12 protein-coding genes and 1 tRNA gene are annotated in these 12140 nt (G+C 67.9%); 11 read left to right on the forward strand and 2 right to left on the reverse strand.

Annotated elements, in window-relative coordinates; translation table 11 throughout:
• The first annotated feature begins 66 nt into the window (after nucleotides 1–66).
• The 5 genes from pheS to K0H49_RS26660 all read left to right on the forward strand — a co-directional run bounded on the left by pheS (nucleotide 67) and on the right by K0H49_RS26660 (nucleotide 4642).
• Nucleotides 67–1143, forward strand: coding sequence for a phenylalanine--tRNA ligase subunit alpha (pheS, locus tag K0H49_RS26640; protein ID WP_219219332.1), 1077 nt, complete (start codon nucleotides 67–69; stop codon nucleotides 1141–1143).
• 36 nt (nucleotides 1144–1179) lie between these two features.
• Nucleotides 1180–3600, forward strand: coding sequence for a phenylalanine--tRNA ligase subunit beta (gene pheT / locus K0H49_RS26645; protein WP_219219334.1), 2421 nt, complete (start codon nucleotides 1180–1182; stop codon nucleotides 3598–3600).
• A complete protein-coding gene (locus tag K0H49_RS26650; RefSeq protein WP_219219336.1) occupies nucleotides 3597–3995 on the forward strand; it encodes an integration host factor subunit alpha in 399 nt (132 codons plus the stop codon). The genes pheT and K0H49_RS26650 overlap by 4 nt, the downstream gene beginning before the upstream one ends.
• Before the next feature lie 65 nt (nucleotides 3996–4060).
• Entirely contained in the window at nucleotides 4061–4540 is a 480-nt protein-coding gene (locus tag K0H49_RS26655; RefSeq protein WP_219219338.1) for a MerR family transcriptional regulator, read from the forward strand.
• A 25-nt stretch (nucleotides 4541–4565) separates the two neighbouring features.
• Nucleotides 4566–4642, forward strand: a tRNA-Pro gene (locus K0H49_RS26660).
• 330 nt (nucleotides 4643–4972) lie between these two features.
• Here K0H49_RS26660 and K0H49_RS26665 read toward each other — a convergent pair.
• The gene (locus K0H49_RS26665) at nucleotides 4973–5686 is read right to left on the reverse strand and encodes a lactonase family protein (protein WP_374122442.1); all 714 of its coding nucleotides are present in this window, start codon (nucleotides 5684–5686) and stop codon (nucleotides 4973–4975) included.
• Nucleotides 5635–6498: an IclR family transcriptional regulator gene (locus K0H49_RS26670; protein WP_219219342.1), complete on the reverse strand. Its 864-nt coding sequence runs from the start codon at nucleotides 6496–6498 to the stop codon at nucleotides 5635–5637. Before K0H49_RS26670 ends, K0H49_RS26665 begins: the two co-directional genes overlap by 52 nt.
• Nucleotides 6499–6557: 59 nt before the next feature.
• Here K0H49_RS26670 and K0H49_RS26675 point away from each other — a divergent pair, with 59 nt between their 5' ends.
• Genes K0H49_RS26675 through K0H49_RS26700 form a run of 6 tightly spaced genes read left to right on the forward strand, consistent with a single transcriptional unit; the run spans nucleotide 6558 to nucleotide 12121 of the window.
• Nucleotides 6558–7640 carry a Bug family tripartite tricarboxylate transporter substrate binding protein gene (locus tag K0H49_RS26675; protein WP_219219343.1) on the forward strand — a complete coding sequence of 361 codons (1083 nt, stop codon included), beginning with the start codon at nucleotides 6558–6560 and terminating at the stop codon, nucleotides 7638–7640.
• A gap of 15 nt (nucleotides 7641–7655) precedes the next feature.
• On the forward strand, nucleotides 7656–8015 hold the full coding sequence (locus K0H49_RS26680) for a VOC family protein (protein WP_219219345.1): 360 nt from the start codon (nucleotides 7656–7658) through the stop codon (nucleotides 8013–8015).
• A gap of 37 nt (nucleotides 8016–8052) precedes the next feature.
• Entirely contained in the window at nucleotides 8053–9081 is a 1029-nt protein-coding gene (locus K0H49_RS26685; protein WP_219219348.1) for an LLM class flavin-dependent oxidoreductase, read from the forward strand.
• Nucleotides 9081–10265, forward strand: coding sequence for a flavin reductase (locus tag K0H49_RS26690; protein ID WP_219219350.1), 1185 nt, complete (start codon nucleotides 9081–9083; stop codon nucleotides 10263–10265). The genes K0H49_RS26685 and K0H49_RS26690 overlap by 1 nt, the downstream gene beginning before the upstream one ends.
• Nucleotides 10266–10274: 9 nt before the next feature.
• On the forward strand, nucleotides 10275–11156 hold the full coding sequence (locus tag K0H49_RS26695) for an alpha/beta fold hydrolase (protein ID WP_219219352.1): 882 nt from the start codon (nucleotides 10275–10277) through the stop codon (nucleotides 11154–11156).
• Nucleotides 11153–12121 carry a D-2-hydroxyacid dehydrogenase family protein gene (locus K0H49_RS26700; RefSeq protein WP_219219354.1) on the forward strand — a complete coding sequence of 323 codons (969 nt, stop codon included), beginning with the start codon at nucleotides 11153–11155 and terminating at the stop codon, nucleotides 12119–12121. Before K0H49_RS26695 ends, K0H49_RS26700 begins: the two co-directional genes overlap by 4 nt.
• Nucleotides 12122–12140: the final 19 nt, after the last annotated feature.

Consider the following 12140-nt stretch of genomic DNA (forward strand, 5'->3'; position numbering starts at 1 on the left):
CCACGGCACAAGGGCTGGCGCTTGAAAGAGCACCAGCCCTTTTTTATTTTTTCCCGAAGAAATCCCATGAACGAGTTGGACTCTCTGGTCGACACCGCCAGTGCCGCCTTCGCCCAGGCGACGGCCCCCGCGGAGCTTGAAAACGCCAAGGCGCTGTTTCTCGGCAAGGCCGGCCGCATCACGGAGCTGATGAAGGGCATGGCCCAGCTGCCGGTCGACGAGAAGAAGTCGCGCGGCGCCGCGATCAACGTGGCCAAGCAGGCGATCGAGGCCGCGCTGAACGAGCGTCGCCAGCAACTCGCCGACGAGGAGCTCGCGGTGCAACTGCGCGCCGAGGCGCTCGACGTGACCCTGCCGGGCCGCAAGCACGCCGGTGGCGGCCTGCACCCCGTGAGCCGCACGCTGGAGCGCATCGAGGCGATCTTCTCGAGCATGGGCTTCGACGTGGCCGACGGCCCCGAGATCGAAAGCGACTGGCACAGCTTCACCTCGCTCAACAACCCGCCCAACCATCCGGCGCGTTCGATGCAGGACACCTTCTACGTCGACATCAACGGCGACGACGGCGTGCCCTACAACCTGCGTCCGCACACCAGCCCGATGCAGGTGCGCTACGCCCACCAGCACATCAAGAAGCACGCCGCCGCCTTCGAGGCCGCGGCCGCAGACAGCACCGGCACGCTCAAGGCGCCCGAGATCCGCGTGATCGCGCCGGGCCGCACCTACCGTGTGGACAGCGACGCCACGCATTCGCCGATGTTCCACCAGTGCGAAGGCCTGTGGCTGGGCGAGAACGTGAGCTTCAAGGACCTGAAGGTCGTGTTCACCGACTTCTGTCGTACCTTCTTCGAGAGCGACGACCTGGTGCTGCGTTTCCGCCCCAGCTTCTTCCCGTTCACCGAGCCCAGCGCCGAGATCGACATCCAGTTCCAGAGCGGCCCGCTGGCCGGCCGCTGGCTCGAGGTCGCGGGCTCCGGCCAGGTGCACCCCAACGTCGTGCGCAACATGGGGCTGGACCCCGAGCGCTACATCGGCTTCGCCTTCGGCATGGGCCCGGACCGGCTCACCATGCTGCGCTATGGCGTGAGCGACCTCCGGCTGTTCTTCGACGGCGACCTGCGTTTCCTCTCGCAATTCCGCTGATCCAGCCCCGACAACGCCCCGAACGAGAACGAGAAGATGCAATTCCCCGAATCCTGGTTGCGCGAGTTCTGCAACCCGCCGCTGTCCAGCGCCGACCTGGCCGAGACGCTCACCATGGGCGGCTTCGAAGTCGAAGAGCGCCGTCCTGTCGCGCCCCCCTTCAGCAAGATCGTCGTCGGCGAAATCAAGGAAGCCGAACAGCACCCCAATGCCGATCGCCTGCGCGTGTGCCAGGTCGACGTGGGGCAGGGCGCTTTGCTCAACATCGTCTGCGGCGCGCCGAATGCGCGTGTGGGCATCAAGGTGCCGTGCGCGCTGGTCGGTGCCGAACTGCCGCCAGGTGAAGACGGCAAGCCTTTCCTGATCAAGCTGGGCAAGCTGCGCGGCGTCGAGAGCCAGGGCATGCTGTGCTCGGCGCGCGAACTCAAGCTCAGCGAAGACCATGGCGGCCTGCTCGAGCTGGCCGGCGATGCGCCCGTCGGCGCCGACGTGCGCGACGTCCTCAAGCTCGACGACGCGCTGCTCACGCTCAAGCTCACGCCGAACCTGGCGCACGGCCTCAGCGTCTACGGCATCGCGCGCGAACTGTCCGCGCTGACCGGCACGCCACTGGCCACGCCCGCCATCGCATCCGTCGCTGCGGCGCATGCCGATCGCCTGCCGGTGAAGGTGGAAGCGCCCGAACTGTGCGGCCGCTTCTCCGGCCGCATCGTGCGCGACGTCGACACCCGCACCGCCACGCCGGCCTGGATGGTCGAGCGCCTTGCACGCTGCGGCCAGCGCAGCGTCTCGCCGCTGGTCGACATCTCGAACTACGTGATGTTCGAGTACGGCCAGCCGACCCACATCTTCGACCTCGACAAGATCCACGGCGGCCTCACGGTGCGCTGGGGCCAGGCCGGCGAACAGCTCAAGCTGCTCAACGGCAACACCGTGACCGTCGATGCCAAGGTCGGCGTGATCGCGGACGAACGCGAAGTCGAATCGCTGGCCGGCATCATGGGCGGCGACGCGACCGCGGTGTCCGACGACACGAAGAACATCTATGTCGAAGCCGCCTTCTGGTGGCCCGAGTCCATTCAGGGCCGTTCGCGTCGCTTCAACTTCTCGACCGATGCCGGGCACCGCTTCGAGCGCGGCGTCGACCCGAGCCGCACCGTCGAGATCATCGAGCGCATCACGCAACTGATCGTCGAGGTCTGCGGCGGCGCTGCCGGCCCGATCGACGACCAGATCCTGCGCCTGCCCGAAGCCAGGCCCGTCACGCTGCGCGTGGCCCGCGCCGCGCGTGTGATCGGCATGCCGGTCACGCAGGCGCAGTGCGTCGATGCGCTCAAGCGCCTGGGTCTGCCGATCGAGGAAGGCGATGGCATCGTGATCGTCACGCCGGCCCCGCACCGCTTCGACCTGCAGATCGAGGAAGACCTGATCGAAGAGGTCGCGCGCCTGATCGGCTACAACAACCTGCCGACCACGCCGCCGCTCGCGCCCATCACCGCCCGCCTGCGCCCCGAAGCGCAGCGCAGCCGCTTCGCGGTGCGCCATCGCGTGGCCGCGCTGGGCTATCAGGAAACCATCAACTTCAGCTTTGTCGAAGCGCATTGGGAAGCCGACCTGGCGGGCAACGCCAACCCGATCAAGCTGCTGAACCCCATCGCCAGCCCGATGAGCGTGATGCGTTCGTCGCTGATCGGCTCGCTGCTGCAGGTGCTCAAGTTCAACCTCGACCGCAAGGCGCCGCGCGTGCGCGTGTTCGAAGCCGGCCGTGTGTTCCTGCGCGACGACACGGTCGAGACCACCGACAGCACCGTCAAGGGCATCCATCAGCCGATGCGCCTGGCCGGCCTGGCCTTCGGCGATGCGGCCGACGCGCGCTGGGACGGCAAGCCCCAGCGTGTGGACTTCTACGACGTCAAGGGCGACGTCGAAGCGCTGCTCGCGCCGCTGGTGCCCACCTTCGAGGCGACCGAGCATCCCGCGCTGCACCCCGGGCGTGCGGCCCGCGTGCGGGTCGACGGCGAGGCCATCGGCGTGGTCGGTGAACTGCATCCGCGCTGGCGCCAGAAATGGGACTTCGCCCACGCGCCCATCGTGTTCGAGCTTGACCTCGATGCCGTGGCCGTGCGCCCCGTGCCCGTGGCCCAGCCGGTGCCCAAGCACCAGGCCGTCGAGCGCGACATCGCGGTGGTCGTGGCCGAGAACGTCACGCACGACGCGCTGCTGCGGGCCATCGACGGCGCACCGACCGACGGACTGCTGCGCGATGCGGCGCTGTTCGACATCTACCGCCCGCAGCCGGGCCGCGACGGCGGGCTGGCGGCCGGCGAGAAGAGCATGGCGGTGCGTCTGAGCTTCCACAGCGACAGCGCCACGCTGACCGATGAACAGGTCGATCCGGCCGTGCGCGCGATCCTCGATCGCCTCGCGGAACGGCTCGGCGCACGCCTGCGAGGATGACCGCCATGGATTTCACGCTCGAAGCCCTCGAAACGCCCGCGCTCACCAAGGCGCACCTGGCCGAACTGCTGTTCGAGCAGATCGGTTTGAACAAGCGCGAATCGAAGGACATGGTCGAGGCCTTCTTCGAACTGGTGTCGAGTGGCCTCATCGAAGGCACCGACGTCAAGATATCGGGCTTCGGCAATTTCCAGATCCGCGTCAAGGCCCCGCGGCCCGGGCGCAATCCGCGCACCGGCGAGGCCATCCCCATCGGCGCGCGCCGTGTCGCGACCTTCCATGCCAGCGCCAAGCTCAAGGAACAGATCCAGGGCGGCCTGGTCGGTGAAGCGGCGGCCGTCGAAGATGCCGGCGAAACAACGTCCGCCGAAGTCTGGCGCGTCGGTACGGAATAAGTACTTGGTATCGCGCACGTGCCTGGAGTAACCTATGAGGTTTCGCGCGCACGATCTTGATTTCAATGGAGAAAACCCTCCCACCGATTCCTGTCAAACGCTACTTCACGATCGGTGAAGTGGGCGAGCTGTGCGGCGTCAAGCCGCATGTGCTGCGCTACTGGGAACAGGAGTTCACCCAGTTGCGGCCGATGAAGCGGCGTGGCAACAGGCGCTACTACCAGCACCACGAGGTGCTCATGATCCGGCGCATCCGCGATCTGCTCTACGACCAGGGCTTCACCATCAGTGGTGCCCGCAACAAGCTGCAGGAACTCACGCAATCCGAGCGCGATCGCCGCAAGGCGGGCGGCCTGGCCGAAGAGGTGCATCTCGACGGCGTCGAGGCGACCGACATCGAGCCGGAAGAATGGGAAGCGGCCACCGCGCATCAGCCCCTCCAGCCCACGGCCGTTTCGTCGCTTCTGGCCATCGATCCGGTGCCGTGGCAACAATTGCGACGCGAGTTGTTTGAAATTCGTGAGCTCTTGACGTCAGGACACTGATCTCGCCGGCTATAATCACAGGCTTCGGTGTGTGGCGCAGCCTGGTAGCGCACTTGCATGGGGTGCAAGGGGTCGAAGGTTCGAATCCTTTCACACCGACCATAAACGTCAGATAGATCAACGGGTCACGCTCACAAGGCGTGACCCGTTTTTCTTTGTCTTTGACAAACTCGGGTGGTCTTTGACAAACCCTGCGTTTCCACAGCGGCCAAGGCCCTCGATCGCCGAGGACAGCGAGTGGGGCCGACGTCGACACCTTTCGCCGGTGCACGTGTTTCACGCCTTCATGCATTCGAGCCGAAGCAGCGCCTGCGTGGCAATGTCTGGATCGGCGTCCAGTGCAGCCTTCGTCGGCCTTTCGTGGGCCGTGATGTCTCCCGCACCCATGCCAGGCCTGCCGGCACGCCCGTGCGGGAGGCGCACCGATGCGCCTCACCTCGACAGGAGGATCCTGTTCGGCAACTGTCCGGCCGCGACCGTCGGTGCCGCTTGTGGACCCAGCACACCCGACGCCGCATCGATGGTGTAGATCGACACGTTGTCGTCTGTGTTGTCCGCCACATAGGCGAACTTGCCGCTCGCCTCTATTGCAACGGAGACGGGGCGATTGCCCGTGGAAATGGTCGGCGTCACCGTGGGCGCCAGCGCACCGGTCGAGGCGTTCAAGGTATAGGCCGACACGTTGCGGCTGTCCAGGTTCGCCACGTGCGCGAAGCGCCCCTCCGGGTCCACGGTGATGCTGAATGGAGCGCTGCCTGTGGATGGCGGTGTCGTTGCGAGCGGAGCCAGCGCGCCCGGCACGGGATCGATGGCGTAAGCCAAGATGTTCTGGTCGCCCTGGTTCAATACGTAGGCGAAGCGGCCGGAGGGAGCCACGGCAATGTCGCGGGAACCGGACCCGGCCGCCACGGTGGGCTTTGCCATGGGGCGCAGCGCACCAGACGCGGCATCGATGTGGAAGGCCGACACGGTGCCGTCGCCGATGTTCGCCACGTAGGCGAAGCGGCCCGTGGGGTCGACGGCAATGCCGTAAGGCGACCTGCCGGTCGCCACGGCCGGCACCGGGCCTCTGCGCCCCGTGCCGTGGTGTCTCGCTAGGTCGTCCCGCCCAGGGCCACGGTCGCTCGCGCGGCACTCTCCAGCAATGCCGTGACATGAGGACTTCCTCGCTCGGTCTGCAGGGTTGTGCGACTGCCCACCAGGCTGATGGCAAAGCGCAGTTGGCCGGTGAAGTCGAAGATCGGCGCGGCAATCGAGGCGTAGCCGCTCATGTCCGCGCGATGCAGCGTCGCGTACTTCTTGCGCTCCAGTTCGCGCACCGCCTCCTCGTGGAAGGCGGCAGGGTCGGTCTTCGCGTGGGCCTGCTCGTTCAGTTCCTCGGCTGAAAACGGTTGCGTCACGGACAGCGGCAGGCAGGCAACGAAAACCTTGCCGGCGGCCGTGGAAGTCAAGGGGATCAGGCCGGTGCGCATCTCGAATGCACCTCGCAGATCGCCGTCCTGCTTGAAGAGGCTCAGCACGCCGTCGTCGGTCCACATGGTCACGGCCGTGCTGCGGCTGGTCTCGTCACGCAGCCGCGTCACCTCCCTGCGCAACAGGTCGAAGCCATCGATCTGCCGGATGGCGCTCATGCCCAGCGCGAGCGCGGACGGCCCGAGCTTGTAGTAGCCCGCGCGGTCGTCAGGCGTCGCCAGGCCCGTGCGCACCAGGCTCACCAGGTAGTTGTTGGCCGCGCTGGGCGTGAGATCGGCGCCCAGCGCGATGTCCTTCAACGGCACGGCCTGTGCGCTGTTCTGCAGCACCCGCAGCAGGCGATACGCGATCTCGACCGACTGGATGCCGCGGCGCGAACTCTTTTCCTGCTTGTCTTGCTGTTCTTCCATGGCTGACGCGTCGTTAAACCAAACGAGTTTAAGTGCGCACGCGTCCTTGCCCCGTTGACAGGCGTCGAACGCCATTCGATAATTCAACCATATTATAAGCATTCAATACTGTTGAAATGTCGAAGGAGACTCTCTTGAAGAATCAAACCGTTCCCGGCCATGTGCAGCCCGTGCACGCCCAAACCTCCGCATCCCGTTCTCCGTCGGCCTCGGGGCTGGCCCGCCGCGCCAGGTGCGCGACCATGGTGGCCGCCCTGTGGGCGGGCCTGTGTGCCGGCGCGGGGGCCCAGACCGCGCCGCAGGCATCGGCCGCCGGTGCGTTTCCACAGCGGCCCGTGACCTTCGTGTTGCCCGGCCCGGCCGGCGGTGGCCCGGACCAGGTGGTGCGCCTGCTCTCCGAGATCCTGGCCACGCGCTGGGGTGTGCCGGTGGTGGTGGACAACAAGCCGGGCGCGACCGGCGTGATCGGCGCGGAATCGGTGGCACGGGCCGAGCCGACGGGCTACAGGCTGCTTTTCACCTTCACGGCGCTGGTGCAGGCGCCCGCGGTGTTCGCCAAGGTGCCCTATGACGTCGAGCGCGACTTTGCGCCCCTGACGCAGGTCGCCAATGCACCGGTGTTCCTCGCGGTCCGGGCGAACTCACCGATCCGCTCGCTCGCGGACTACGTGGCCGCCGGAAAGCGCGGCGACAAGCCGGTTTCGTTTGGCAGCTTCGGCATCGGCTCGAGCTATCACATCTATGGCGAAGCACTGCAGCACTCGCAAGGCCTGGACCTGCTCCACGTGCCCTACAAGGGCGAGGCCCTGGCGATGTCCGACCTGCTGGGCGGGCAGATCGACTCGACCTTCGTCTCGGTCGGCACGGGCGCACCGCAGGTGCGCGCCGGAAAGATCAGGCCGCTCGCCGTGGTCTCCAAGGTGCGCAGTGCCGCGCTGCCCGACGTGCCGACCTTCGCCGAAGCGGGTGTGCAGGGCATGGACGCGGTCGGCTGGTTCGGCGCCCTGGCGCCTGCCGGAACACCGTCCGCGGTGGTGGCCAAGCTGGCCGCGGACATCAATGCCGCGGTGCAGACGCCCGCGCTGTCGGCGCGGCTGCGCGAGCTGGGTTTCGACCCGGTCACCGACAGCAATCCCGAGGCATTCCGTCAATTCCTGCGCGCCGAAAGCAAGCGCTGGAAGAAGCTGATCGCCGACGCCGGGGTCAAGCCCGAATAGCGCAGTGGGACGCATATGCCTATTCACAAGATTCAAAGCATCTACACCGTCGTGAGGGACATGGACCGCATGCAGGACTTCTACGCCAGGGGCCTGGGGTTGACCCTCCGGTTTCGCGATGCCGACGCCTGGTGCCAGTTCGGTGTCGGCGGCAGCAATTTCGCCCTCAGCTCGACCGCCGAATCGGCTCGCGGCGCACAGGGCAGCGTGCCGGTCTTCGAAACCGACGACCCCGGCGCCACGCGGACCGACATCGAGCAGGCGGGCGGCCGCTTCCTGATGCAGCGCGACATGGGCGCGCACGGCGTCGTGCTCACGTTCGCAGACGTCGAAGAAAACCTGTTCCAGGTCTTTGCCAAGGCGGCCAGGACCTGAGTCTTTCATCTGTTCCCCGCATTCCAAAAGGATCCCCATGCAATTCGGCATCTTCGACCAGAACGACCGCAGCGGCCTGCCGCTGGCTCAGCAGTACGAGCAGCGCCTTCAGATGGCCGAGCTCTACGACGAATCCGGCTTCTACTGCTACCACATGAGCGAGCACCATGCGACGCCGCTGAGCATCGCCCCGTCGCAGAACGTGTTCCTGTCGGCCATGGCCCAGCGCACCAGGCGGCTGCGGCTCTGCCCGCTGGTCTATCTGCTGCCCATCCATCATCCGATGCGGCTGGCCGAAGAGATCTGCATGCTCGACCATCTGAGCCAGGGCCGCTTCGAATTCGGCGTCGGCCGCGGCGCATCGCCCCACGAACTGCAGGCACTGGGGGTGGACCCGGCGCGTGCCGCCCAGATGTATGCCGAAGCCTTCGAGATCCTGCAGCGCTGCTTCCGGTCCACGACGCTGGACTTCCAGGGCGAGTTCTGGCGCTTCGACGACGTGCCGGTCGTCATGCAGCCTCTGCAGCAGCCGACCCCGCCGGTCTGGTACGCGCTGGCGTCCCCGGAGTCCACGGTGTGGCCCGCGCAGAAGGGAGTCCATGTGGTGTGCGGCGGTCCGGTGCAACGCGTCCGCGCGATCACCGACCGCTACCGCGAGGAGTGGTCCCGCGCCAACCCGGGCGCCAGCGTGGAGCCGCGCATGGGTGTCAATCGCTACGTGGTAGTGGCCGAGAGCGACGCCGAGGCACTGGAGATCGGCCGCAAGGCGTGGCCGGTTTTCTATGCCAATTTCATGAAGCTCTGGCACAAGCACGGGACCCAGCCGGTCAATGCCAAGCTGCCGCCCGATTTCGATCAGCTGCTGGCGTCCGGCCATGCGGTGGCCGGCAGCGCGGCCACCGTGACGGCACAGCTGCGCCAGCAGCTGGAAGAGGGCGGTCTCAACTACCTGATCAGCAGCTTCGTCTTCGGCGACATGCCGCACGAGGTCGCGGTGCAGTCGGTGAAGCGCTTCGCGTCCGAGGTGATGCCGGTGCTGCGTGAAATCGAGCACGAGAGCGTCTGATGAGCGCCCACATCCAGGACCCGAGCCCTCGCCAGCCGGGCACAGCGACCGGCTTCGACAGCAAGGAGCTGCGTCGCGCGCTGGGCGACTTCGTCACCGGGGTCACGGTGATCACCACGGTGGACGCCGAGGGGCGCTTCCATGGACTCACGGCGAACTCCTTCAGTTCGGTCTCGCTGGACCCGCCGCTGGTGCTGTGGAGCCAGGCCATCGGCGCGCCCAGCCACGGTGTGTTCTGTGGCGTCGAGCGCTTCGCCATCAACATCCTGGCCGAGGACCAGATCGAACTGTCGAACCGTTTCGCCAGCTCGGGCCGGGACAAGTTCGCCGGCCTGGACATCGACGTCGGCGTGGACGGCGTGCCCCTGTTGCGCGGTTGCAGGGCTTGGCTGGAATGCACGGTGTCCTCGCGCCTGCCCGGTGGCGATCACACCATCCATGTGGGCGAGGTCCGCACGATCCGCCGCGCGACCCGCAAGCCGCTGGTGTTCGGCGGAGGCCAGTACCTGGTCGCCGATCCGCACGACCTGGGCTCGCCGCCACCGGGCATCGGCACCAGCGCGCAGGCCCAGCTGCATGCGGTGCGCCTGGGCACCCGCGCGATGGCCCGGCTGAGCAAGGAGCACGACGAGACGATGACGCTCGCCGTGTGGGGCAACCATGGCCCCACGGTGGTGGCATGGGAGGCCTCGGGCTCGCCCGTGAGTGCGCAGCTGCCGCTCGGGCTGGTGCTGTCCGTGACGACCAGCGCGACCGGCCGGGCCCTGGCAGCCCACCTGCCCGATGCCGCCACGGCGCGCTTCGTGGCGGCCGAGCTGGCGCTCGCGGATGAACGATCCGGTGTGCCGGCGGACCTCAACAGCCCCGCCACGCAGGAGGCCTGGCAGCGCGAGCTGGCCGACGTGCGCCGTCATGGGCTCGCGCGCCGCACACCCGGGGCGTTCCATGGGGAGCAGCTGATCGTCAATGCGCTGAGTGCGCCGGTGCTCGACGCCCATGGCCAGGCCGTGCTGGCGATCACGGCGGTGGGCGATGCGAGCCGCTTCGACGTCGGCCTGCACACGCCGTTCGCGCAGGCGCTGGCGGCCACGGCCCGGGACATCTCGCGCCGGCTCGGCCATGTGGCCGCGCCGGAGGAGGCCACGCATACGCACACGCACGCCGCCGCCGTGCCAAGCCACTGAGAGATGCCAATGATCACTTCGGAAGACTTCAACCTGCTCCGGCAGGCGTTGCCGGCGCCATCGACCGTTCAGGTCGCCTCGAACGTGTTTGCGGGAGGCGTGGGCCAGATCGAATACCGCACGCGCGGACCTGCGCAGGCCCCTGCCGTACTGCTGCTGCACGGGATCGGATCGAGCTCGGCCGGGTACCGGGCCCAGCTCGCCGGCCTGGCCGATGCGTTCCGCGTCATTGCATGGAATGCGCCGGGCTTCGGAAACAGCACGCCCCTGGCGTCGGAGACGCCCGGCGCGCAGGACTATGCGCAGGCGCTGGGCGACTTCATCGCCGCGCTCGGCATCCGTCGACTGGCCGTGTTGGTGGGCAGTTCGTGGGGCAGCGTGATCGCGGCCACGTTCGCGACGCTCAGCCCCGCCACCGTGCCCGGTCTGGTCCTGTCCGCACCCAACACGGCGCGGGGCCGGTTGCAGGGCGATGCGCGAGCCGCGGAACTGGCCGGCCTGGTGCGTGCCGGCGCCAGCGCCGATCGCCGCGCCGTGGCCGACCGGTTGCTGACGCCCGACACGTCCGCCGAGGTGCGCGCACATGTCGAGGCGCTGCGCGATGCCGTCACGCCGAGTGGCTGGCGCCAGGCGGCCCACATGCTGTTCACCGTCCATACGCCGGATCTGCTGGCGCACTACGGCGGGCACCTCGCGATCGTGGCGGGCACCCGTGACCAGGTGGCCCCGCTCGAAGCGCACGGCGCCGTGCTGCATGCCGCCGCACCGGCGTCGCGGCTGCACGTGCTGGAAGGGTATGGCCACATGCCGAAGCTCGAGGCACCCGCACGCTTCAATGCCATCGTGCGCACGGCGGCGCAGGAGGCCGAGGACTTCGGCGCCGGTCCATGAAGATCGCCGTCATCGACGACTACCAGCGCGTCGCGCAAGGCATGGCCGACTGGTCCGTGCTGAGCGGATGCGAGGTCGACTTCTTCCACCAGACCTTGCGCGCGCCCGACGAGCTGGTGGCGAGGCTCGCGTCCTACGACGTGATCGTCGCGATGCGCGAGCGCACCCGCTTTCCCCGGGACATCCTGCAGGCACTGCCCGCGCTGCGGTTGCTGGTGACGACGGGCATGGTCAACCGCTCGATCGACCTGGCTGCGGCCCGCGAGCGCGGCATCGTGGTGTGCGGAACGCCATGGGCCGAAGACGCGACGGTGGAGCTGACCTGGGCGCTCATCCTCGGGTTGGCCCACGCCGTGCCGCAAGAGGACGCATCCCTGCGCGCGGGCCGCTGGCAAAGCGCGCTCGGCACCTCGCTCGCGGGCAAGACGCTGGGCGTGGTGGGCCTGGGGACGATCGGCGGCAAGGTCGCGCGCATCGGCCAGGCCTTCGGCATGCGCGTGATCGCCTACAGCCCGCATCTGACGCAGGAACGCGCGGACACCGTGGGCGCCACCGCGGTCGGCAAGCAGGCGCTGTTCGCCGAATCGGATGTGGTCTCGGTGCACATGATCCTCAGCGATGCCACACGCGCCATGGTGGGCGCCGACGAGATCGGCCACATGAAAGGCAGCGCGTTCCTCGTCAACACCGCACGCGGCCCGCTGGTGGACGAAGCCGCGCTCGCCAGCGCCTTGCGGGAACGCCGCATTGCGGGCGCTGCGCTCGATGTCTACAGCCACGAGCCGATCGATCCCGCGCATCCCCTGCTGCATGCGCCGAACACGATCCTGACGCCGCACATCGGCTATGTCACGCACGAGGTGTACCGGGCCTGGTACGGCGCCGTCGTGGAGGACATCCTGGCCTATCGCGCCGGACAGCCGATCCGGCGCATCGAGATCGCGCCCCTCCCCCGGAGCCCGTAGCGCAAGGCGCGCCGCGCTC

Source organism: Variovorax boronicumulans, assembly GCF_019352895.1.
GTDB lineage: Bacteria > Pseudomonadota > Gammaproteobacteria > Burkholderiales > Burkholderiaceae_C > Variovorax > Variovorax boronicumulans_A.